25 protein-coding genes are annotated in these 22,420 nt (G+C 63.8%); 7 read left to right on the forward strand and 18 right to left on the reverse strand.

Annotation, left to right across the window (positions count from 1 at the left end):
• Positions 1–43 precede the first annotated feature (43 nt).
• The 15 genes from ACFUTU_RS12385 to ACFUTU_RS12455 all read right to left on the reverse strand — a co-directional run bounded on the left by ACFUTU_RS12385 (position 44) and on the right by ACFUTU_RS12455 (position 12,302).
• Entirely contained in the window at positions 44–1,237 is a 1,194-nt protein-coding gene (locus tag ACFUTU_RS12385; protein WP_377964612.1) for a CpaE family protein, read from the reverse strand.
• Positions 1,234–2,010 carry a Flp pilus assembly protein CpaB gene (gene cpaB / locus ACFUTU_RS12390; RefSeq protein WP_377964614.1) on the reverse strand — a complete coding sequence of 259 codons (777 nt, stop codon included), beginning with the start codon at positions 2,008–2,010 and terminating at the stop codon, positions 1,234–1,236. Before cpaB ends, ACFUTU_RS12385 begins: the two co-directional genes overlap by 4 nt.
• A gap of 50 nt (positions 2,011–2,060) precedes the next feature.
• A complete protein-coding gene (locus ACFUTU_RS12395; protein WP_377964616.1) occupies positions 2,061–3,080 on the reverse strand; it encodes a pilus assembly protein TadG-related protein in 1,020 nt (339 codons plus the stop codon).
• A complete protein-coding gene (locus tag ACFUTU_RS12400) occupies positions 3,068–3,442 on the reverse strand; it encodes a TadE/TadG family type IV pilus assembly protein (RefSeq protein WP_377964618.1) in 375 nt (124 codons plus the stop codon). The genes ACFUTU_RS12395 and ACFUTU_RS12400 overlap by 13 nt, the downstream gene beginning before the upstream one ends.
• Positions 3,443–3,541: 99 nt before the next feature.
• Positions 3,542–3,784 (reverse strand): Flp family type IVb pilin, encoded by a 243-nt coding sequence (locus tag ACFUTU_RS12405; RefSeq protein ID WP_377964620.1) that lies wholly within the window; start codon positions 3,782–3,784, stop codon positions 3,542–3,544.
• A 56-nt stretch (positions 3,785–3,840) separates the two neighbouring features.
• A complete protein-coding gene (locus tag ACFUTU_RS12410; RefSeq protein WP_377964622.1) occupies positions 3,841–4,077 on the reverse strand; it encodes a Flp family type IVb pilin in 237 nt (78 codons plus the stop codon).
• Positions 4,078–4,319: 242 nt separating this feature from the next.
• A complete protein-coding gene (locus ACFUTU_RS12415; RefSeq protein WP_377964624.1) occupies positions 4,320–5,198 on the reverse strand; it encodes a type II secretion system F family protein in 879 nt (292 codons plus the stop codon).
• 16 nt (positions 5,199–5,214) lie between these two features.
• Complete coding sequence (locus ACFUTU_RS12420; protein WP_377964626.1) at positions 5,215–6,159, reverse strand: type II secretion system F family protein; 945 nt, start codon at positions 6,157–6,159, stop codon at positions 5,215–5,217.
• A gap of 1 nt (position 6,160) precedes the next feature.
• Positions 6,161–7,651 (reverse strand): CpaF family protein, encoded by a 1,491-nt coding sequence (locus ACFUTU_RS12425; RefSeq protein ID WP_377964629.1) that lies wholly within the window; start codon positions 7,649–7,651, stop codon positions 6,161–6,163.
• A complete protein-coding gene (locus tag ACFUTU_RS12430; RefSeq protein WP_377964631.1) occupies positions 7,648–8,853 on the reverse strand; it encodes a CpaE family protein in 1,206 nt (401 codons plus the stop codon). The genes ACFUTU_RS12425 and ACFUTU_RS12430 overlap by 4 nt, the downstream gene beginning before the upstream one ends.
• On the reverse strand, positions 8,850–9,518 hold the full coding sequence (locus tag ACFUTU_RS12435; RefSeq protein WP_377964633.1) for a Flp pilus assembly protein CpaB: 669 nt from the start codon (positions 9,516–9,518) through the stop codon (positions 8,850–8,852). Before ACFUTU_RS12435 ends, ACFUTU_RS12430 begins: the two co-directional genes overlap by 4 nt.
• 120 nt (positions 9,519–9,638) lie before the next feature.
• On the reverse strand, positions 9,639–10,652 hold the full coding sequence (locus ACFUTU_RS12440; protein ID WP_377964635.1) for a TadE/TadG family type IV pilus assembly protein: 1,014 nt from the start codon (positions 10,650–10,652) through the stop codon (positions 9,639–9,641).
• The gene (locus ACFUTU_RS12445; RefSeq protein WP_377964637.1) at positions 10,640–11,029 is read right to left on the reverse strand and encodes a TadE family protein; all 390 of its coding nucleotides are present in this window, start codon (positions 11,027–11,029) and stop codon (positions 10,640–10,642) included. The genes ACFUTU_RS12440 and ACFUTU_RS12445 overlap by 13 nt, the downstream gene beginning before the upstream one ends.
• Positions 11,030–11,138: 109 nt before the next feature.
• Complete coding sequence (locus ACFUTU_RS12450; protein ID WP_377964639.1) at positions 11,139–11,351, reverse strand: Flp family type IVb pilin; 213 nt, start codon at positions 11,349–11,351, stop codon at positions 11,139–11,141.
• A 270-nt stretch (positions 11,352–11,621) separates the two neighbouring features.
• Positions 11,622–12,302, reverse strand: a complete 681-nt coding sequence (locus ACFUTU_RS12455; RefSeq protein ID WP_377964704.1) for a prepilin peptidase — start codon at positions 12,300–12,302, stop codon at positions 11,622–11,624.
• Positions 12,303–12,625: 323 nt separating this feature from the next.
• Here ACFUTU_RS12455 and rplM point away from each other — a divergent pair, with 323 nt between their 5' ends.
• The 3 genes from rplM (at position 12,626) to glmM (ending at position 15,244) form a co-directional block, all read left to right on the forward strand.
• Positions 12,626–13,069 carry a 50S ribosomal protein L13 gene (rplM, locus tag ACFUTU_RS12460; protein WP_377964706.1) on the forward strand — a complete coding sequence of 148 codons (444 nt, stop codon included), beginning with the start codon at positions 12,626–12,628 and terminating at the stop codon, positions 13,067–13,069.
• A 36-nt stretch (positions 13,070–13,105) separates the two neighbouring features.
• Entirely contained in the window at positions 13,106–13,612 is a 507-nt protein-coding gene (gene rpsI, locus ACFUTU_RS12465) for a 30S ribosomal protein S9 (RefSeq protein ID WP_377964641.1), read from the forward strand.
• A 273-nt stretch (positions 13,613–13,885) separates the two neighbouring features.
• Complete coding sequence (glmM, locus tag ACFUTU_RS12470) at positions 13,886–15,244, forward strand: phosphoglucosamine mutase (RefSeq protein ID WP_377964643.1); 1,359 nt, start codon at positions 13,886–13,888, stop codon at positions 15,242–15,244.
• A gap of 131 nt (positions 15,245–15,375) precedes the next feature.
• Here glmM and mscL read toward each other — a convergent pair whose 3' ends face one another.
• The 3 genes from mscL to coaA all read right to left on the reverse strand — a co-directional run bounded on the left by mscL (position 15,376) and on the right by coaA (position 17,736).
• Positions 15,376–15,777 (reverse strand): large conductance mechanosensitive channel protein MscL, encoded by a 402-nt coding sequence (gene mscL / locus ACFUTU_RS12475; RefSeq protein ID WP_377964645.1) that lies wholly within the window; start codon positions 15,775–15,777, stop codon positions 15,376–15,378.
• A gap of 70 nt (positions 15,778–15,847) precedes the next feature.
• Complete coding sequence (locus ACFUTU_RS12480) at positions 15,848–16,765, reverse strand: D-alanyl-D-alanine carboxypeptidase family protein (RefSeq protein WP_377964647.1); 918 nt, start codon at positions 16,763–16,765, stop codon at positions 15,848–15,850.
• 5 nt (positions 16,766–16,770) lie between these two features.
• Positions 16,771–17,736 (reverse strand): type I pantothenate kinase, encoded by a 966-nt coding sequence (coaA, locus tag ACFUTU_RS12485; RefSeq protein ID WP_377964649.1) that lies wholly within the window; start codon positions 17,734–17,736, stop codon positions 16,771–16,773.
• 148 nt (positions 17,737–17,884) lie between these two features.
• On the opposite strand from coaA, the gene ACFUTU_RS12490 reads away from it, so the two are divergent.
• The 4 genes from ACFUTU_RS12490 (at position 17,885) to ACFUTU_RS12505 (ending at position 22,381) form a co-directional block, all read left to right on the forward strand.
• The gene (locus ACFUTU_RS12490; RefSeq protein WP_377964651.1) at positions 17,885–18,508 is read left to right on the forward strand and encodes a signal peptidase I; all 624 of its coding nucleotides are present in this window, start codon (positions 17,885–17,887) and stop codon (positions 18,506–18,508) included.
• Between the two features lie 79 nt (positions 18,509–18,587).
• A complete protein-coding gene (gene glmS / locus ACFUTU_RS12495) occupies positions 18,588–20,480 on the forward strand; it encodes a glutamine--fructose-6-phosphate transaminase (isomerizing) (protein ID WP_377964653.1) in 1,893 nt (630 codons plus the stop codon).
• A 4-nt stretch (positions 20,481–20,484) separates the two neighbouring features.
• Positions 20,485–20,832 carry a holo-ACP synthase gene (locus tag ACFUTU_RS12500; RefSeq protein WP_018776647.1) on the forward strand — a complete coding sequence of 116 codons (348 nt, stop codon included), beginning with the start codon at positions 20,485–20,487 and terminating at the stop codon, positions 20,830–20,832.
• 19 nt (positions 20,833–20,851) lie between these two features.
• Positions 20,852–22,381, forward strand: a complete 1,530-nt coding sequence (locus tag ACFUTU_RS12505; protein WP_377964656.1) for an NAD(P)H-hydrate epimerase — start codon at positions 20,852–20,854, stop codon at positions 22,379–22,381.
• Positions 22,382–22,420 lie beyond the last annotated feature (39 nt).

Raw genomic sequence — 22,420 nt, forward strand, 5'->3', positions numbered from 1 at the left:
CACACTTCAACTGTGCGACGTGGATGCGTTCGGAAAGTTTCATTTAGACCACCACCCGGCGGTGGCTGCTCCGTTGTTCGTTGGTTCGATTCGTGGTGCTTACGCGTTCCACAAGTTGGCTGAGGCCCTTGGCGGCCGGATCCTTCCTGGCATCCACCAGCACAGGGGTGCCGCGGTTGGTGGACAAGGCAACGGTCCGCGAACGGGGGACGCTGACGTCCACGGGAACGCCGATGGTGGACTCTATGTCCTGCACAGTAAGGCCGCACTTGGGATCCGCCATGTTCAGAACCACGTGTCGGCCTTCTGGTAGAATATCCAGCTGTTTCAACGCCTCAATGCCCGAGCGCAGGCCGCGGACGCTGGGAATGTCCATACCGCTGACCCAAACGATGTCTGTGCAGACTTCCATCGCGGCCAGCCCGATTTCGGGCAGGCCCGGAGCCGCATCCACAATGACGTACTGGAATTCATCTGCCAGCTGCTCGAGCAGACGTGTTATCTGGTCCGGCGTGATGTAGTCAGCCTCCACCGGACTGGCGGGCGCGCACAACGCATAGAAGCCGGCCGGGTGAACGGTGAGAAAGGTCTTTAGCACCAGCGTGTCCTGGCTGGCCGCAGGAGAAACCGCATGCGTCACAGTGTGCTCAGGATTCAGGTAGAGTCCAGAAGCAACATCACCGAACTGCAGGTCCAGGTCCACGATGACAACGCTCATCGGGGCAAGCTGTCCTAGCCCGACGGCCAGATTGGTGGCGATGGTTGTTTTACCGACCCCGCCCTTAGGCGAGAAAACCCCAATGACAGCCCCCTTCTGGTTTTCAGCGGGACCCTGCTGCTCCATCCGGTTCCGGTTGGCGAAGGACTGGCAAGCCCGCTCCAGCAGCACGCGCAGCTGCTGAGGATCAGCTGACGGGCTGAGGACGTCACGCACGCCAGCCCTCATTGCCTGCAGGATCAGGGCAGGATCCGGCTCGCTGACCAACAGCACCATCAGATGTGGAACCTGAGCGTCGAGGATCGTTGCCAGTCGAAGTGAATCTTCGAGGGGCAGTTCCGGGCCGAGGATGAGGACCTCGGGCTGTTCTTGGTTCAACTGGCCGAATAGGTCATAGGGACCTGCAGGCACGACGTTGGTGAAGAAGGTCTGGACGCCACCTTGGAGTCCGCCGGCGACGGCCTGACGCAGGCGCCCGTCAAAGTCTGCGTTGGGAGTAATGAGAACAAAGCGGCTCACTTGTACACCTCACTCCGTCGAATAATTCGTGGACCGTTGTCCGTTGCATTCAGTGGCTCCTTGCTGAGCCAAATTGTCCCGAACTCAGCAGCGAAGACAATCTTTGTTGCGTCGGTGTCGCTTACGGCAACGGTGAGCATGAGGTTGCCTGTCGGGAGGGAAGTGTCCTGGGGATCAGGGGAATTCGGGTCGCTGCTCGCGCTCGGTGTGGGCTCCGCTGTAGCGGCGGCCTGCGGAGCGCGCTGAATGGCTGTCACTAGCACTTTGCGAACGGTCAGCTTCGTCGTTTCATCGGCCGGCTTTTCTTCTAGTCCTCCCTTGTCCAGCGAAATGAAAACCCCCACGTGATCACCCGGTGCCAATCGACCACCAACGACGCGATCTGGTTGAAGCTGAAACGAAACTTCCTGTAGACCGGTTGGTACTTTCACGCCTCCCGAGGCTTTGATATCTTCCTTTGTCACCAATCGCTCAGCGACCAATTGCTCACCAGGAACCAGATCCACGGAGGCAACCTTGCCCTTTGAGGACGCCAGGGATTTCAGGGATGAGCCAGTAACTGCTGAGGCTGGTACCTTTTCGGTAACAAGGGAAGCAGCCATGGACTCAACCGGGGTGCCGGCTGGAATCGCAGTCTTGACCACTAAGACGTCAATGGGTTCAAGGCTTGCAACGGCGCGCTGGTCGGCACCCTGGGCATAGGTAATTACTAGTATGGCGCCCACCAGGGCGAGGACAACTGCTGCTGCGCCTGCCACCAACCGAGACTTCACGAACTGCTCCTGAGGATTCTTAGATTCACGAACTGCAGTGCTGCAGAGAACTAGCTGGTCATTTCGACGACCAAGGCGCCGTTGGGGCTGACCGGGCCCAGCTTGTATCCGTCGGCCAGGGAAACGTACTTGACGAACTTGCCGATGATGCCGCGGCAATTGCCTTGGCATTTCAGGCCTGCAATTGCTGCATTGTTGTAGACCATGGGCAGTCTGTCCGACCCGCTGAAGGCCCAGCCCTGCACGCTGAAGGCGGCAAAACTGTTCAGGTGATAGCTGGCCCCGGAGCCCGTGCCGGACAGATCGTCGTAGACGGGGAGCAAGACTATGACTGGCCGCGCAGCGGCAAGCTCGGCGGCCCACCCGTTCAAGATCGCATCGCAGTTGATAGGGCCATCGTTGCCGGTCGCGCTGCCGCTTTGGTTGACGACGAGGTTGACGAAACCGCCGCATTGCCCGGTTTTCTGCGCGGTCCATCCGAAACCGCCAGGCACGGTCTTGCCTGCAGGGCCGAGCGGACAGTCGTCGTTAGCGTCGGCCGAGTGGTTCTGAAGAAGCTGAGACGAGCCGTCGACCATGCCCGATACCTGGCAGATTGAGAAGGCCAATGGAAAGACGATGTTTCCTTCTACCGGACTTCCCCATCTCACGCTTGAACTGGCGTTGACCTCGGCGCTCGGAATCCCTAGGACGCCGGCGAAAAACAGGGATACGGCATTCGCGGGCGCACCGGCTTCCTTAGCCCCGGCAGTAACGGTCGCGGTTCGATTGGTTTTATCCAGTGCTATCGACTTTACATTGCTCAATCCGTCAATAGCGTTCTTGTTGGCGAGGTCAGCAGCCAGCGGAGACGTAGCCGAGCATTCAGCGTCGGTATCGTTTCTGGCACATTTCTGCCCCATCATTAAGGCGGCGGCATCGGATCCGTTTTGAAGCTGCGCCCGCTCTGAGTACAGCCTGGCAACGTCGATGGCCAGCGCGGCAAACGCGAGCATCACCACCATGAGGAGAGCGACGATGACGGCAATGCCGCCGCGCTCGCCGTCAGAAGAAATCTCTAGCCGCCGCACAGCATGGTTCCCTTCCCTGCCATCGGGAATGGGCCGGCGATTCCGGTCAAAGTACTAAGGTTGTAGGTCACTGTAACCGTCATCTGGGTGCCAACCGTGCAGTCGGCGGCGCTGAACGCGATGTTGCCATCGGCGAGGGCGGGGCTTAGTTGAGTTGCTGCGCTTTTTGTCGCTGTACGTGCAGTGGATTGGCTGTTATTTATGGCCATTGACCGCACGCCTTCACGAGCGGCGTTCGTCAGCGTGGTCTGCACATTATAGGCTCGTCCGAATTCCATGATGCCGAGTACAAGCATGACAAGAATTGGTGCAAGGAGTGCAAATTCAACGGCGGCAGCCCCCCGCTCGCTTTCCGTGGCCATTTCATGCCTTTCTTGCATTCAGCAATCAACTGAAACCGACGAGGATCAACTGGGCTCCGGGCAGCGAGGAGGGGTCCCCGCCACCCGGTCGTCATGCCGCTACTTAGAGCACGTGCCAGGGGTTACAGTTCCATCGGCCGCTGTCGTCGCGGCGCCCATGGTTCCGCCCTTGACGCTGCAGGCTACACCCTCAAAGGTGGTCTTGAGGTTGCCGCCGAGCAAAGTGACGGCAACGATGATGACCACGGCGATAAGGGCAACCATAATGCCGTATTCGACTGCTGTCGCGCCCTTTTCGTTGTGACGGATGCGGGTTGCAGCCGTCGTCAAATATGTAAGCATTTTGAAACTCCTAAGAATTGCCGAAATTGCGAGTGGTCAATGAAATTCGGCAGAGGCTACTTGGAGCAGGTAGCTGCGGTCCCGGCCGGGGCACCGGAGGCGACTGCCATGGTTCCGCCCTTGACGCTGCAAGCGACGCCTTCAAAGGTGGTCTTGAGGTTGCCGCCGAGCAGGGTGACAGCAACGATGATAACCACAGCGATGAGGGCAACCATGATGCCGTATTCAACGGCGGTTGCGCCCTTTTCGTCGCGACGGACACGGGCAGCAGCGTTAGAGAAGAAAGCAAGCATTTTTTACTCCTGAGCGAGTGTTGGAAAGCTGGTCCATCACCAGCTCTGAAAAAAAGTTAGCAACGGAAATCCGCCTCAAGGTCGTTCTTTGCAGACTCCTGAGCCAACCTTTACCGCCCTGCGCATTTCCTGCGCTTGCCCTGCGCAAACCTTGAACCTTGAAGCGTTTTCAACACCCAAACCACGGCAGAAGCGGCCCATCGGTTCAATGAACCGACGGGCCGCGAAGTATCAAGAAGCACCTACCCCGTGAACAGCGAAATGATACTCATCACCGTGGGCCCGAGGACCACGATGAACAGCGTGGGCAGGATGAAGAAGATCAGCGGGAACAGCATCTTCACCGGCATCTTCATGGCGTGCTCTTCGGCGCGCTGCTTCCGCTTGATCCGCATGTCCTCCGCCTGGGTCTTCAGAACGCCGGCGATGGCAACGCCGTAGGCATCCGCCTGAACCACAGCCCGGACGAAGCTGCGGACGTCCGGTACATCCACCCGTTCCGCCATGGCGAGGTAGGCGTCCTTCCTCGACCGTCCCACCTGGATGTCCTGGAGCGTGCGGATCAGTTCCTCTGCCATCGGTCCGTGTCCATTGGTGCCGGCACGTCCCATGGCCGCCTCGAACCCGAGGCCGGCCTGGACTGAGATGAGCATGTGGTCCAGTGCAACCGGGAGCTCCAGCCGGATGGCCTCCCGCCGCTTCTGTGCACGGTTGCGCACCAGCAGGTCCGGGGTGAAGTAGCAAAGAGCGGTCACCCCTACCATGATGAGGAAACGCTGCGCCGACGGGCCACCGGCGAAGAACAGGTACCCCACAACCCCGCCAAAGAACGCGAGCAGCGGCTTGACCATGATGAGGCGGGCCAGCGGCCAGTCCTTGGGCCGGCCCGCGCCGGCGAGCTGCCGATCCAGCCAGGCGGCGTAGCCCTTCGGCATGATCCGACGGCTGGCGAGTATCAGCTTCTCGTGAGCGCTGAGCGCCGGGCCCTTGGTTTTGGAGACCCGGCCGAGGTTCGCCTGGATGTTGCGGAGCCCCGCCCGGTCGCTGGTGAAGACGAACCATGTCATGACTGTCACGGGCGCGATCACTGCGAGGATCGCCGCATATGCCACAGGCTGCATGTTGACCACCTTCTTCCTAGAACTTGGGTTTGACGATCCGGCTGAGCCAGAAGCCGCCTACGGTGAGCAGCACTGCTGCCGCGGCGATCATGAGGTAGCCGGGCAGCGTGCTTGTGAAGGTCCGGGAGTACATCTCGTTGAACAGCGTCAGTCCGATGAACATCACCACCGGCAGAGCCATGAGGACGTTCGCCGACATCCGGCCTTCGGCGCTGAGGGCCCGGATCTGTCCCCGTACCTGGTTGCGGTCCCGAACGGTGTCGCCAAGGTGGTCCAGGACCTCCGCCAGGTCACCACCCACCTCACGGTGGATTTCGATGGCCTGCGCGATGGAGAGAAAATCCTCGCTCCGCGTCCGTCGGGCAACCTCCGCCAAGGACTCGCCCAGATCCCGGCCAATCCTGGTCTCATTGACAATGCGTCCAAGCTCCTCAGACATGGGCGGCTGGCTTTCCTGCCCGGCCGCGTCCACAGCTCTGAGCAGGCTGTGTCCGGCCCGCAGGCCGCCGGAGAACATCTGCAGCGTGTCAGGCACCTGCTGGTCGAACTGCCGACGGCGGCGCGCCGCCAGAACTTTGAGCAGCAGGTGCAGTCCCAGCGGGGTCGCAAGCGTCAGGAGGACGGCGGCAAGAACACCGCCAAGGAAGAAGCCGACGACGGCGGCCGTCAGCGTGATCACACCGGCCATGATCAGGTAGTCGCCCGGCTCCTTTTTGAGCCCGCACTCGTCCAGTCGGTCCTGGGTAAGAAGTCCCGACCCACGCTTCTTGAGGCCCTTGTTGAGTACACCCACGGCCTGGCCGGTGAGCTTGGTCAGGGACGAGGGGGCAACGGGGACGTCAGGCCGGCGGCGCGACATCGGAAGGCCCGATTTCGGCCTGAGCGTCACGCCGAAGACTAGGAAGATGGCGAGGTACAGCAGCACCAGTGCCACAACGAAAATGCCGGAGTCGCCTAGCATGTCACCGCCCCCTTGGAGGAGTAAAGCCGATGAGCGATGCCCCGAACACGGCCGGCGAAACCTCGATGCCGAGTTCCGCAAACCGCTCGGTAAACCGTGGCCGGACGCCCGTGGGCACCGGTTTCCCGAGGAAGCGGCCGTTGGCGTCCATGCCGGCGGAGTAGTCAAACACGAAAGCATCCTGGAGGGTGACGATGTCGCCTTCCATGCCCTGCACCTCGGTGATGTGGGTGACCCGACGCGAGCCGTCGCGCATCCTGGTGATGTGAACCACCAGGTTGACGGCGGACGCTAGCTGCTCGCGTACGGCACGGAGCGGAAGATCCATCCCCGCCATCAGCACCAGTGTCTCGAGGCGCGCAATGGCGTCCCGTGGCGAGTTGGCGTGAACGGTGGAGATGGAGCCGTCGTGGCCGGTGTTCATGGCCTGCAGCATGTCGAGGCATTCGCCGCCACGGACTTCGCCAACCACGATTCTGTCCGGGCGCATGCGGAGTGAGTTCCGGACCAGGTCACGGATGGAAACTTCGCCTTTGCCCTCGATGTTCTGCGGTCGGCTTTCGAGGCGGATGACGTGTTCCTGCTGGAGTTGGAGTTCGACGGCGTCCTCGATGGTCACGATCCTGTCGTCCGGCGGGATGAAGCCCGACAGGACATTCAGGAGGGTGGTCTTGCCGGTGCCGGTGCCGCCGGAAACGATGATGTTCATCCGGGCTACGACGCAGGCATGCAGGAGCTCGGCCATCTCGGGGGAGAGGCTGCCCAGGGACACTAGGTCATGGACCGTCAGCGCTTCACGGCCGAATTTCCGGATGGTCAGGGCAGGCCCGTTGACGGCCAGAGGGGGGATGATGGCGTTGACGCGCGAGCCGTCCGCAAGCCGGGCGTCCACCAGCGGTGAGGACTCGTCGATACGGCGGCCCACCTTGGATACGATTCGCTCGATCACCCGGCGCAGCGCGTCGTCCGATGTGAACTTCGTGTCCGTCGGGAGGATGCGGCCCTGCCGTTCCACATATACCTGGTCATAGCGGTTCACCATGACTTCGGTGATGGTCGGGTCGTCGAGGAAACGCTGGATGGGGCCATGGCCCAGGACGTCGTCGATGATGTCCCGAATGAGCCGCTGACGCTCGGGGCCGGACAACGGGACCTGCTCTTCATCGACAACGATCTTCAGTTCATCCCGGACAAACTGGTGCAGTTCCTCGTCGTCGAGCGTGGAATCGGTAAGCCGTGAACCCAGCCGTTCAAATAACGTCTGGGTCGCCCGTTCTTTCAGGGCATTCAGGGTCTCGCTGGCAACGGAGGTTGCGGCTGGCATGTCTAAGAACGCGGTAGCGCTCGCCGCCGAGCCTGCGGCTTGCTCCTCGTGCTTCTGGCCGAGCGTGGCGGCTGCAGGCTTGGGCTTGAAGACGTCATCGGGCTGGGGCTTCTCGAGGCTGGGCTTCGGCTCGCCCCGCAGATTCTGTAGCCGGTCTGTGAGGTTCACTGGACTACCGCCCTTCTGTGCAGCTTCTTGTGGGGTCTTTCTTCCCAATTGGGCTTGAAGCGCTCCACCAGCTGGCGGAGCCCTTTGCCTGCCGTATCCCGGCTCCCGTCCTGCAGGATGGGCACTCCCTTGTTTGTGGAGTAGGGCAGCGTCTTGGAGCGGGGGAGGGCAACGTCCACAGGAGCCCCGATCGTGGCCTCAATGTCTTGCAAGGTGAGGCCTCCCCGCCGGTCCGTCATGTTCAGCACCACGTGCCGCTTCTCCGGGAGCAGCCCAAGCTCAGCCAGGATTTGGAAGCCCGTTCGAAGGCCGCGGATGCTGGGAATGTCCATGCCGCAGATCCAGACAGCATCGGTTGCTTGCTCCAGCGTGGCCAGGACGTGCTCACCCAGACCCGGTGCCGTGTCCACCACGATGTAGTGGAACTCCTCGCGCAGTTGGTTAAGGAGGTGGGTGACCTGCTCGCCGGTTATCCTGTCCATTTCGATTGGATTTTTTGGCGCACACAGAGCGTAGATACCGGCGGGATGGACGGTGAGATACGTCTTGAGCACCATCGAGTCCTGGCTTGAGGCACCCACCACCGCGTCCGTAATGGTGTGTTCCGGATCCAGCATCAGCCCGCTGGCAACATCGCCGAACTGCAGGTCCAGATCCACGATCACCACGCTCATCGGGGCCGTCTTTCCGAGGCCGACGGCGAGATTGGTTGCCACGGTGGTCTTGCCTACGCCGCCCTTGGGGGACATGACCGCGATGACCCGGCCGCCCTCGCCATGGTCGGCGTGCTCGGACGCCCCAAGGGCCAAACCACGACGGCGGCCCGCAGCCGCGAGGCTGGCCCGCTCCAGCAAGACACGAATGCCGTCTGGGTCCGCGGCCGGGTCCAGTAGGTCCCGCACACCGGAACGCATAGCTTGGAGGACTACTTCCTTGGATTCAGGCACCACCAGGACAACGCTGATTTCGGGGTACTGCAGATCCATAACCGAGGCCAGTTTCAAAGAGCCGTCAACCGGCAGACCCGGTCCAAGGATCAGTACTTCCGGAGGCTCGCCGACGAGCTGCCGGACGAAGTCCTGCGGGCTTTCGGGGAGGTAGTCCGCCTGGAAAACCCGCAACGAGCCGTGCATCCCGGAAACGGCCAGCTGGACGCGGCGTTCGAAGTCGGCGTTGGGGGTGATGAGGACGAAGCGGCTCATCGGAACAGCCTTCCGGTGTTCACGACGCCGGACGTACCCTCCACCGCGTTCGCCGGCTCCTTCGAGAGGTACACACTCCCGAACTCGGTGGCGAAGATGATCCGCTCAGCATCGGCGGAGTTGCGGGCCAGAGTGATGAGGTAGGTCCCATTCGACGTATCGGACTTCTTTGAGTTGAGGGCACCCTTCGATGAATCTTCCTGGGCCGTGGTCTCCTGAGAGGTGGCTGCGCTGCCGTTGCTGAACTGTGCCGCGGTGACCAGGACCTTGTGGAAGGTCAGCTGCGTTTTGCCCGTCTTTGCAGCGGAGTCCTCCATGGAGAGGAAGACGCCCACCGTATCCCCGGCGGTAAGCGTGCCGCCCACCACGCGTTCGATGGGGAGCTTGAGCGTGAGCTCCTGCATGCCCGTTGGAACCTGCACCCTGGCCGGACCGAGGATGGACGCCGCGTCCACCATGCGGGTGCTGAGGAGCTGCTCGCCCGGCATCAGGTCCACGGCGGCGACCTTCTGGCCAACCTGTTTCAGATCGGTCACGGCACCGGCAGCGACGGCGAGTTTTGGTACGTCTTTCCGGACGACGGCGCCGGCAGTCTTGTCGATTCCAGTGCCGGCTGTGATTGTTTTCTCCACCACATATACGGATTCGGTTTCAGTGTCCGCCAACGCGCGTTTATCAGCATTCTGCACATAGTTGACCAACAGGACGGTTCCAATAATTGCCACTAACAATGCGGCAATTCCTCCGAAAAGGCGAGCTTTCATTTTATCCCCCTAGCTAAGTAATTAGTTGGTGAGGCGAATGTAGACGGTTCCAAGGTCGTCTCCGGTGCCGGTATTTCCTTCGAATGCATCAATAGATTCGAACTTCTTGAATTTGCCGATGATGCCGCGGCAGGGATCCACGCAGGCGGTAGCCGGAGTGGGGGAGCTGTTGTACGTCCGGGGGCCGCTCGAGCCGCCGCCAAACTTCCATCCGACCATCTGGAACGTGGCGTACCCACGAATGTGGAACCAGCCATTTCCTTTGTCCTTGCCGGCGTTGTCGTATACGGGGAAAACGCCAAGTACTTCGTTGCCTGCCTGGATCGAATCGATCCAGCCCTGGAGGACTGCGTCACAGTTTTCGCCGGGTTTGTTGGGGTAGTCCGCGCCGGGATCGTAGGCTGCGTTATCCTCGGTGTCGGTGGTTGCCCTGCACTGGCCACCGTTCTGGTTGAGCCAGCCGAATCCGCCGGGAATGGCATGTCCGGACGTCGATGTGCAGGTTCCCATTCCGGGTTTGTAGCGGATCTGCTGCAGGACACCGGTTTCCACCGCGTCTGTGAGGTCGTACTGGCATTCGGAAAGGGCCAGCGGGAAACCGCCGCCCGATCCTGGGACTTCGATGGACGCCGTGGCATGCGCGCCCACGCTGACCGCCGGTGCGTTTAGGACGTTGGCGAACAGCTTGGCCAGCACGCTGCTGCTGCCGTTCTTAGTGGTGGTCCGGACGGTCACCTGATCCGCTACGGAAAGGTTCACTTCCGACACGTTCGAGTCGCCGTCGTTGGAATTGCTGTTGGCCAATTCCGCGGCAAATTCTTCAGCTTCCGCTTGGGTGCAGCCCGTCTTATGGCAAGCCTGGGCCACAGCCAGCGCGCTGGCGTCTGCGCCATTCTGGAGCTGCGCCCGCTCGGCGTAAATTTGGCCCACGTCAACGGCGAGTGCGCCGGCACCGATGATTGCCAGCATCATCACCGCTACCAGGACGCCCGCGGCACCCCGCTCGGAATCAGGCCGCTGCTTTAGCCTTCGCATCGCATGGCTCCTGCTCCAGTAACCGTGACGCTGTTGCCAAAAATGCCCGTTAGCGTGGCCGCTGGATAGCTGATGGTGACGGTCATGTTCTCTCCCGCAGTGCAGGTTTCTGGCGAAAAGGCGTACTCAAAGGCGGCGCCGTTTAACCCGGGTGCACCGGCGACGGCGGCTAACGCTGCCGCATCCTGGTCGTCCTCGATTGCCATCTCTCGGGCCGCTTCCCGTGCCGCCTGGGTAACGGATATCTGGAGGTTGTACGCGTGCGAGAACTCGACAATTCCCGCCACTAGGGCAAGAAGGATGGGGGCAACAAGAGCGAATTCGACGGCTACGGCCCCACGGTCACGCTGACTGGTTGTGGAATTGCGGCGTTTCAATGGATCCCCCCTTGGACGGATGCAACATGAACGGGCGGGTGTGGGAGAAAAGGGTGGGTGCCGCGTTCACGCTTTGCGGACGCGGCACCCACCGGAATGGAGCAGATTGCTACGGTGCTACTGCCCAGCCGGCGATTTCGTCTCCGAGGGCGCTGAACCAATCGCTGAGGGCGTCGCCGAAAACAATTGCGCCGCCCATGATGGCAAATGCCACGAATGCAATCAGCAGCGAGTACTCGGTTGCCGTGGCGCCTTTTTCGGATTCCAGACGATCCTTGATTCCAGAGACGAATGCAAGAACCGAGACCATGAGAGTAGTCATTGTATTTTCCTTAAATTCGGTGGATTAATTTACCGAATTCCAGCTCCCCCCATTTCCGCGAAGGGCTGGCGCTTCGATAGCAAAAGAATCCACCCGGAAGCACGCCGGCAACAATGCGTAGCTCTACCCGACTTTCTTTGCGACAATATGAGTATTCCCCACAAACAGGTACTCAGGTTAGGGAATTCATAAGCACTCGACTACTTGGATGGTCAAGAAATCATCAAGGTACAGACGCTGGATTTTACGTTTAACCTTGGAAACTCGACTTTAGGATGCCAATAACACGGTGCCTAAAGCCGCGGCGAGCATCGAGGGTCCAAAAGCAACTTCGGAGCGCAAATTGGCGCGATTTAGCCTAATCAAAACGACGGACAAAATACCACCCAGCACGAAGCCGAGCGCGCCCCCGTAGAACAGTTGGCTCCAACCCAAGTAACCCAGGTAAAGACCGACCGGGGCGGCGAGCTTAACGTCCCCCATGCCGATGCCGTTTGGCGAAATCAGGGCCAGAATCAGGAAAATGAGGAACAGGATGGCCGCGCCGGCCACAGCGCGAAGCAGCTCGCCCCACTCTGACGCCGCGAAACTGCCCACGAGGAGGAGCGCCAGGCCGGCCAGCAGCAGAGTCAGCACCAGGGGATTCGGCAGCAAATGATGGGCGACGTCAATGCGGGCCAGTTGCACGCCGAGTACGGCGAGCAGCAGAAAGGCTGGCAGTGACCACTCCACGCCCAACCGCAGCGCAAGGGTGCCGCACAGCAACCCGGTGAGTGCCGCCGTCGTGATTCTGGTCCGTACGCGCGGCAGCCCGCCGAGGCGGGGGAGCGCACGGGCGATAAGGAGTTCAGCGAGGGGGCTGAGTAAAATACCAAGGAGCCCGATGGCCACCGCAAAAGGAGCGAGGGCAAAGAGCGGACCGGCGTTGGCGGCGATACCTGCTGGCGACACGATGCCTGCTGAAGACACATGGACTCCTGGGTGGAAGGGCCCGGCGCTGGCGCAGGACTCCAAGCCCCCGCCGCCGGATAACCCATTTTGACCCGGGTGTTCGGTTCACGCTATTCTTGGTAGTCGTTGTGCGTGTCCTTTCTCGATGATGCGTGCCCGCTTGGGGATCCAGTTGCAGGGTCGCTAACCCAACGGGCATTTTCGGGACTTAGGGATAACTGGTCCATAGAGCCCTCACCTCTGTTCCGGTCGCGCATAGATAATAGGCGCGCCCCGTGCGACGCCTAAACCCAGAACGCCAGAACAAGAACGAGGCAAACACCGTGCGTACGTACACCCCGAAGCCCGGCGATATCAACCGCCAGTGGCACGTCATTGACGCCACCGACGTTGTCCTGGGTCGTCTTGCCAGCCAGACCGCAACACTGCTGCGCGGAAAGCACAAGCCGACCTTTGCGTCCCACATGGACATGGGCGACTTCGTCATCATCATCAACGCTGAAAAGGTTGCCCTCACCGGCGCCAAGCTGGAGCAGAAGCGCGCATACCGCCACTCCGGTTACCCGGGCGGCCTGACCTCCGTCAACTACGCGGAACTGCTGGAGACCAACCCGGTCCGCGCCGTTGAGAAGGCCATCAAGGGCATGCTCCCGAAGAACTCCCTCGCTGCCCAGCAGCTGAGCAAGCTGAAGGTCTACCGTGGCGCCGAGCACCCCCACGCAGCCCAGCAGCCCAAGACTTTCGAAATCACCCAGGTCGCCCAGTAGTCCTGGCCACCAACACTTTTATCTACAAGGAGAACCGTGGCTCAGAACGATGAACTGACCACCGAAGCCGTTGAGGCTGAGGAAAACCTGACCAGCTACACCTCGGAAAGCTCTGCTGCAGAAGCTGCCCCGAAGAAGGAGCGCCCGGCACTGACCGTTGCCGGCGCAGCTGTTGGCCGCCGCAAGGAAGCCGTTGCACGCGTTCGCGTTGTGCCGGGCTCCGGCAAGTGGATCATCAACGGCCGCGAGCTGGCGAACTACTTCCCGAACAAGCTGCACCAGCAGGACGTCAACGAGCCCTTCAAGATCCTGGATCTCGAAGGCGCCTACGACGTCATCGCCCGCATCCACGGCGGTGGCCCCTCCGGCCAGGCCGGTGCACTGCGCCTCGGCATCGCCCGTTCGCTGAACGAGATCGACGTCGAGAACAACCGCGCCACCCTGAAGAAGGCCGGCTACCTCACCCGTGACGCCCGCGTCATCGAGCGTAAGAAGGCCGGTCTCAAGAAGGCACGCAAGGCTCAGCAGTACTCCAAGCGCTAAAACGGCGCCTTCCCAACACGTGGCCGCTGGCGCGACCTCGTGTTGGGGCCCTCGGCGCTTTTTAGCGCTCGGCTCCACAAGCGCTAATCGCGTTTGCCGAGGCGTTCTCGCCTCGATCAGAAGCCCGTTCCGCCATTGGCGGGGCGGGCTTCTGCCGTTAACGCCAGTTAAAGCGCCGGGGCAGTGCCGTGAGCAGGGGAAATGCCCGCAACGCCCCTCCGCCCCGTCGTTTTGGGCAGGTACGGGTACCTCAATCGTCTAAACTTGGACCCGATGTCTACATTATTTGGAACAGACGGTGTCCGGGGCCTGGCGAACGGCCTGCTGACTGCCGAGCTCGCATTGCAGCTGGCCCAGGCCGCCGCCGTCGTGCTTGGCCATGAACGCACCAGCGAAGGCGCACGGCCGCGCGCCGTGGTGGCAAGGGATCCCCGCGCGAGCGGCGAGTTCATCGCCGCGGCCGTCGAGGCCGGGCTCTCCAGCTCCGGCATCGACGTCTACGACGCCGGTGTCCTGCCCACCCCCGCCGCCGCTTACCTCGTGGCAGACCTGGACGCCGACTTTGGCGTCATGATCTCCGCCTCGCACAACCCGGCCCCCGATAACGGGATCAAGTTCTTCGCCCGCGGCGGCCAGAAGCTCCCCGACGAGGTGGAGGACGCCATCGAGGCCCAGCTGGGCAAGGAGCCCTTCCGCCCCGTGGGCGGCGAGGTTGGCCGCATCCAGCGCTTCTCCGACGCCGAGGACCGGTACATCGTCCACCTCCTGGGCACCCTCCCGCACAACCTCAACGGCCTCAAGGTGGTCCTGGACTGCGCCCACGGTGCCGCCAGCGGCTGTTCCCCGCAGGTCTTCAAGGACGCCGGCGCGGGCGTCGTGGTCATCGGCGCCGAGCCGGACGGCCTGAACATCAACGAAGGCGTAGGCTCCACGCACCTCGGCCCGCTCAAGGCAGCAGTGGTGGAGCATGGTGCCGACCTCGGCATTGCCCACGACGGCGACGCCGACCGCTGCCTCGCCGTGGACCATGAAGGCAACGAGGTGGACGGCGACCAGATCATGGCCATCCTCGCCGTTGCCCTCAAGAATGCCGGCAAGCTCAAGGACGACGTCCTCGTTGCCACTGTCATGAGCAACCTCGGCCTCAAGATCGCCCTCCGCGACGCCGGCATCGCCATCCGCGAGACGGGCGTGGGGGACCGGTACGTGCTGGAGCAAATGCGCGACGGCGGCTACAACCTTGGCGGCGAACAGTCCGGCCACGTGATCCTCGCCGACTACGCCACCACCGGCGACGGCGTGCTGACCGGCCTGCAGCTGGCAGCCCAGGTGGCCCTCACCGGCCGTCCGCTGAAGGACCTCGCCACCATCATGACCAAGCTGCCCCAGGTCCTCATCAACGTAAAGGACGTGGACCGCAGTCGCGTGGGCGGGGACGAGACCCTGGCCGCCGCCGTGAAGGAAGCCGAGGCTGAGCTGGGTGACGCCGGCCGCGTGCTCCTGCGCCCCTCCGGCACCGAGCCGGTTGTGCGCGTCATGGTGGAGGCCGGCGACCAGCAGACCGCCCAGGTCATCGCCGAACGCCTCGCCCAGGTTGTGAAGACGCAGCTGGCACTGGAACCCGTCGGCTAAGCTCGCCTTCCAAGACAAAAGCAGCCCGCCTCCCTGACTGAAAAGTCCGGAAGAGGCGGGCTGCTTTTTTGTTGCGCTGGGGCCGGGTGGCGTTTGGGGCCTGGTTGGATGCCGGGCTACGTGGCACCTGCCTACTTGGCACCCTGGTTCTGTGCATGCAGGGCGTCGCGGATCTCCTTCAGCAGGGCGATCTGCGGATCCTCGGCCGCTTCCTGCTTGGTGTCCTGCCCGATGCCCAGCTTCCGGTTGCGGTGCTCGATCAGCTTGTTCATCGGCGCCACGATGACGAAGTAGAGCGCGGAGGCGACCAGCAGGAAGTTGACCACTGCGGTGAGCAGCACGCCGAACCGCACGTCCCCGAACGCCAGGAAGTCGTCAAAGTTCGGCTCTCCGACCAGCCACGAGATCAGCGGCATCAGGACGCTCTTAACCAGCGCATCAACCACGGCGCTGAAGGCCGATCCTATAACCACCGCTACGGCCAGGTCGATGACGTTTCCCTTGAGAATGAACTTCTTGAATCCGCTAAGCATGCCATCCAAATTACCGCAATGACTCGGCCGGGCCGGTGTCCGGCCTGCAGAGAACCGGCATCAGGCCACCTCAGCGGTAGCCGGGGGCGGCCTCCACGCCGAAGTACTCCTCCAGGGTGGCGATGCCGCGTTTCCGCATGTCCGTGGCCGCCTCGACGCCGATGTACCGCAGGTGCCACGACTCGTAAAAGTACCCGGTGATGGTGTGCTGCATCCACGGATACCGCACCACGAAGCCGAAGCGGTGCGCGTTGGCCTTGGCCCAGACGGCGGCCGGCTGCTCGGCGAAGCATGGCTGGAAGCTGCATGCCCCGCCGCCGTCGCCGATGTCGAACGCCCAGCCCGTCTGGTGTTCGGAGTGGCCGGGACGCGCCGAAGCGGTGTCCGCTGCCGCCCGCCCTTGGGAGCTCACATAGCCGTTGTACGTGACCGTCTGCGTCGCATACGAGCGGTAGCCGCTGGCCAGCGTCATAGTCACGCCGTCCGCCGCCGCGGCGGCGAACATCCGTTCTGCGGCAGCCGCCGTCGTGCTGTTCAGCTGTGCCGCTTCGCCGGTAACGGCGAGAGCCACCTTGGGCTGGACCAGATTGGGCGGGACAAAGTTGGCCGGCTTTAGCGGGCGGTGCTTGTTGACGATCACCCAGGGGCTGGTGGGCGCGTTCAGCGAATACTGCTTGGGCAGGCGTAACGCGGCCGACGGCGGTGCTGCCGCCGCCGTCGTTGTGGACGGCGCGGGTGCGCTGGGCGACTTCGCGGACGTGCCGGACGAGGGCGCAGCGGAAGCTGTTGGCGACCCCGGGGCGGAGCTGGTTGTGGATGCCGGCGCGGAACTGCCGCTGGAGGCGGACGTACCCGCTACGGAAGAACCTGCTGCAGGGGCTTCCTGCTGAGCAGGATTAGGAGTGCAGGCAGCCAAGGCCGTCAGACCGGCGCCCGTCAGCAAAAGCCGCGCCATCGCGCGCCGGCCGGAAGAGCAATCGCTGCACACGCGCGCTAAACCTTCCTCAGCAGCATCCTGCGGACGGAATGGTCGGCTTCCTTGGTGAGCACCAGCTGCGCCCGCCCGCGGGTGGGCAGAACGTTCTCTTCCAGGTTCGGTTCGTTGATGCGCTTCCAGATGTCGCGGGCGGTCGCTTCGGCCTCGGTGTCCGACAACGTGGCGTAGCGGTGGAAGTACGATTCGGGCTGCGCGAAGGCGGTGGAACGGAGCTTGCGGAACCGGTCCACGTACCATTCCTCGATGTATGACGTCTTGGCATCCACGTAGATGGAAAAGTCGAAGAAGTCGCTGAGCGCCAGGCCCTGGCGGCCGTCGTGCCGCGGCCGGGCGGGAGCGAGCACGTTCAGGCCCTCGACAATCAGGACGTCGGGGCGCCGGACCACCACTTCCTTGCCGGGAACGATGTCATAGGTGACGTGCGAGTACCAGGGCGCCCGCACCTCCTCAGCGCCGCCCTTGATCTCGCTCACGAAGCGCAGCAGCGCGCGGCGGTCATAGGACTCCGGAAAGCCTTTGCGGTCGAGCAGCTGCCGGCGCTTGAGTTCGGCCAGGGGATACAGGAAACCGTCGGTGGTGATGAGTTCGACGTTCGGAGTGCCGGGCCAGCGGCGCAGCATCTCGCGGAGAACACGGGCGATGGTGGACTTGCCCACCGCCACTGAACCGGCGACGCCGATCACGAAGGGAGTGCGCTGGGTCTGTTCGCCAAGGAATGTTGTGGTGGCCGCATGCAACTGACCGGCGGCTTCCACATACAGGTGCAACAGCCGGGAAAGGGGCAGATAGACATCGCGCACCTCGCTGATGTCCAGGGGGTCGCCGAGGCCGCGAAGGCGCAGCACGTCCTCTTCGTTAAGGGGCTGCTCCATCTGGGCCGAGAGGCGGGACCAGGTCTGCCGGTCCAGCTCCACGAACGGCGAAACACCCTCCCCGTTCGCTTCGTTGCGTTGCAAAGTCACCCTAGAGATTCTGCCCCGACCAGCGCCGAGAGCGAAATGCGGCCGTTCTTGAGTGAATCTTGACCCTACCCATGACCGATTCCTGAGCAGGCCACGCGACTCTTCAGTGAATAAGGGAGAACAGCCCCAGAATTTGAAGGGTCTCAACATGGGAAAGGCAGTGAAACCGGAGGTGCCGCAGCGGACGGGCCGCGACTTCGGCGGCCGGCGCGGCGGGGGAGCAGCCACCCGAATCCTCGAGATACGCCGCCGGAAACGGTTCGCCGCGGCGGGACGCTGGGCCAACTTCGCCGTACTCCTGGTCCTCCTCCTGACGGCTCTGGCCCTCGTGGTCGTTCCGCAGGCCACCGGCTCGCGGACCTACCCCGTGCTCACCGATTCCATGGAGCCCACGTATTCCGCCGGCACGTTCCTCGTGCTTGAACCCGTGGCGATCAGTCAGCTGAAGTACGGCGACCTCGTGGCCTACCGGCCCGCTCCGGACAGCCGCGAGGTCCTGACGCACCGGGTAGTGAGCTCCGGTCCGGTGCTGGATGGCGAGAGAACGGTGATCACAAGGCGGGACGGCAGCCCCGTCAACGACCCTAAGCCCGTCAACGCCCGCCAGATCATGGGAAAGCCGCTGTACTCGATCCCGCTCGCCGGCTACCTCGCCGGCGCACTCGGCGAGGCGGACCGCGACACCTTGCTGGTGCTGGCCGCTGCCGGCCTCGCGGTCCAGTCCGCGCTGCTGGCCGTCCTGCGCGCACGCAGGCGCCGGCGGGAGGGGTGACTTTCCCGGTGCCGTGACGGTCCGCACCTGGGAAGTCATCCGACGTCGGTTCTCCGCAAAGACCGATAGGCTTATACCCATGTGTGGAATCGTGGGTTATGTTGGCCGTACGTCGGGCCGGGCTGATGCCGGGCACGGCGCGTTGGATGTTGTTCTTGAGGGTCTGCGCCGTTTGGAGTACCGGGGTTACGACTCGGCCGGTGTTGCTGTGGTGGCGGACGGGGAGATTTCCTCGCGGAAGAAGTCCGGGAAGCTGAGCAACCTGCTGGCTGAGCTGGAGGAGCGGCCGTTGCCGGAGTCGTTGACCGGTATCGGGCACACGCGGTGGGCCACGCATGGTGGTCCGACGGATCAGAACGCGCACCCGCATCTGTCTGATGGCGGGAAGCTTGCGGTGATCCACAACGGCATTATCGAAAACTTTGCTGAGCTGAAGCAGGAGCTGCTGGCCAAGGGTGTGGTCTTCGCGTCGGAGACCGACACCGAGGTGGCCGCGGCGCTGCTGGGTGATATTTTCCGGAACAAGCTGGGCGGGGACGTCTCCGACGGCGGCCTGACCCGGGCCATGGAGCTGGCATGCCAGCGGCTCGAGGGCGCGTTCACGCTCCTGGCGGTGCACGCCGACCAGCCGGACGTGGTGGTCGCTGCGCGCCGGAACTCCCCGCTCGTCGTCGGGCTGGGTGAAGGCGAGAACTTCCTGGGTTCGGATGTGTCCGGGTTCATTGACTACACCCGCCGTGCGGTGGAGCTGGGCCAGGACCAGATCGTGACGATCACCGCCGACACGGTGGACATCACCGACTTTTACGGTGCCCCGGCGGAGGGCAAGGAGTACCACGTGGACTGGGACCCGGCCTCCGCTGAGAAGGGCGGGTTCGGCTCGTTCATGGAGAAGGAAATCCATGACCAGCCCGACGCGGTGGCGCAGACCCTGCTGGGGCGTTCGGACGCGAACGGGAAGCTGACCCTGGATGAGCTGCGCATTGACCCGCAGGATTTGAAGAAGGTCGACAAGATCATTGTGCTGGCGTGCGGCACGGCCGCGTACGCGGGCCTGGTGGCCAAGTACGCGATCGAGAACTGGTGCCGGATCCCGACCGAGGTGGAGCTCGCGCACGAGTTCCGGTACCGGGACCCGATCGTGGATGAGAACACCCTGGTGGTGTCGATCAGCCAGTCCGGCGAGACCATGGACACGCTGATGGCGGTCCGGTACGCCCGGGAACAGGGCGCGAAGACGGTGTCGATCTGCAACACGAACGGGTCGACGATCCCGCGGGAGTCCGACGCGGTGCTGTACACGCACGCCGGTCCGGAGATCGCGGTGGCGTCCACCAAGGCGTTCCTGGCCCAGATCACGGCGGCGTACCTGCTGGGCCTGTACCTGGCGCAGCTGCGCGGGAACATCTTCTCCGGGCAGATCAAGGACGTGCTGGCTGACCTGGGCAAGATCCCGGCGAAGATCCAGAAGATCCTGGACTCGGCCGAGGACCTGCGGGAGCTGGCGCGGAGCATGAAGGACGAGAAGTCCGTGCTGTTCCTGGGCCGCCACGTGGGGTACCCGGTGGCGCTGGAGGGTGCGCTGAAGCTGAAGGAAATCGCGTACATCCACGCCGAGGGCTTCGCCGCCGGTGAGCTCAAGCACGGCCCGATCGCGTTGATCGAGGAGGGCCAGCCGGTGTTCGTGGTGGTCCCGTCCCCGCGCGGCCGGGATTCACTGCACTCCAAGGTGGTCTCCAACATCCAGGAGATCCGCGCCCGCGGTGCCCGGACCCTGGTGATCGCCGAGGAAGGCGACGAGGCGGTCCGTGACTACGCCGAGCACGTCTTCTACGTCCCGGAAACCCCGACGCTGCTGATGCCGCTGCTGACCACCGTTCCGCTGCAGATCTTCGCGTGCGAACTTGCCGCCGGCAAGGGCTACGACGTGGACCAGCCGCGCAACCTGGCCAAGAGCGTCACAGTAGAGTAAGCCCATGATTGTTGGCATCGGCGTAGACGTAGTGGACATCGAGCGCTTCGGACGGCAGCTGGAGCGCACCCCCGGGCTGCGGGACCGGCTGTTTGTGCCGGCCGAACGGGAACTGAACACCCGCTCCCTGGCGGCGAGGTTTGCCGCCAAGGAGGCCGTGGCCAAGGTCCTGGGCGCTCCTGCCGGCATGAACTGGCAGGACTGCTGGATCGGGCTGGACCAGAACGGCCCCACCATCCAGGTCAAGGGAACGGTGCTCGCTGTGGCCGAAGCCAAGGGCGTCAAACGCTGGCACCTGTCCATGAGCCACGACGGCGGCATCGCCACGGCCACTGTGCTGGCCGAGGGCTGACCCCGGACGGACTGACCACATGATCAGCGCCTATACCGGAACCCAGATCAGGGAAGCTGAAAAGCCCCTGCTGGATTCAGGTATGGGCGCTGTTCTTATGCAGCGGGCAGCCCGCGGCATGGCCAGCGCCGCCATTGCGGAGCTCCGCAGCCGCGGACGCCGCCTCTACGGCTCCGGCGTTGTTGTGCTGACCGGGAAGGGAAACAACGGCGGCGACGGCCTTTTCGCCGCCGCTTACCTTGCCGGACGGGGGATGCGGACGACGGCGGTCCTCGCCTCCGCGACAGCGCACACCGACGGCCTGGCGGCCTTCCGGCGGGCCGGCGGCCGGGTTGTGGAGCTGACGGACGCGAACGCCGGCGAGCTGGCAGCGCTGGCCGGCAGGGCCGACGTCGTTATTGACGCGCTGCTCGGAACCGGCGCCCAGGGCGGCCTCCGGGGTGCCTCGGCGGACCTCATCGGGCAGCTATCTGCAGGGCCGCATGGCCTGGTGGTGGCGTGCGACGTGCCCAGCGGCGTTGATGCGGACACCGGCGAGGCGGCAGGGCCTGTGCTGCCCGCCGATATCACCGTCACGTTCGGCGGTGCCAAGGCGGGGCTGCTGGCAGATCCGGGGGCGGATTTCACCGGCCGGGTGGTGGTGGTCCCGATCGGGATAGAGGACTCGCTGCCGTGGCCCGCCCTGCGCCGCCTCGAGGCCGCGGACCTTGCAGCCCTGCTTCCGCGGCCCGCGCGTCGCGCCCACAAGTATTCGCGGGGCGTCCTCGGAGTGGTGGCCGGATCCCCGGCCTATCCGGGCGCCGCCGTGCTCGCCTGCCGCGGGGCGCTGGCCGCCGGCGTCGGCATGGTCCGCTACGTTGGTCCGCCGGAGGTGGGCGACCTGATCCGCCACAGCTGCCCCGAGGTTGTCTGCAGCACCGGCAAGGTGGCGGAGACCCACGTCCAGGCCTGGCTCGTCGGCTCCGGGATGGACGGCTCCGACGAGGAAGAGATGCAGCGTGTCCGCGACGCCGTCGACTCCGGCCTGCCCACGGTGGCCGACGCCGGGGCCCTGCCTGTGCTGCCGGACGTGCTGGCCCCGCACGTGGTACTGACCCCGCACGCGGGGGAGCTGGCCACCCTGCTGCAGCGCCTCGGTGCCGAGCTGGACCGCGAAGCCGTCGAGGCGTCCACCCTGGCCGCCGTCCGCCGCGCGGCCGGCCTCACCGAGGCCACGGTGCTGCTCAAGGGGGCCAGCACGCTGGTGGCATCGCCCTACCAGGACTTCTACAGCCAGTCAGAGGGAACCCCCTGGCTGGCCACCGCCGGAAGCGGTGATGTGCTGGCCGGAATCATTGGTGCGCTGCTCGCCCAGGTGGGGTCCGACGTCGGACGCTTCCGCCCGCTGGGCATCGATCCGGACGAGCGCTGGGCGGCGATTGCCGCCATGGGGGCGAGCCTGCACGGGCTTGCCGGAGCGGCCGCGGCGGCCGGCGGGCCGCTGACGGCGGGGCGGATATCCGACGCCTTACCCGAAATCTGGGGTAAAGTCAGCACGCTTAGTAATTAGCGTGTGAGCCATGTAATAGTCATACCCACCCGCTACGGT

It is taken from the genome of Arthrobacter sp. NPDC057388, from assembly GCF_042668165.1.
Classification (GTDB): Bacteria; Actinomycetota; Actinomycetes; order Actinomycetales; family Micrococcaceae; genus Arthrobacter.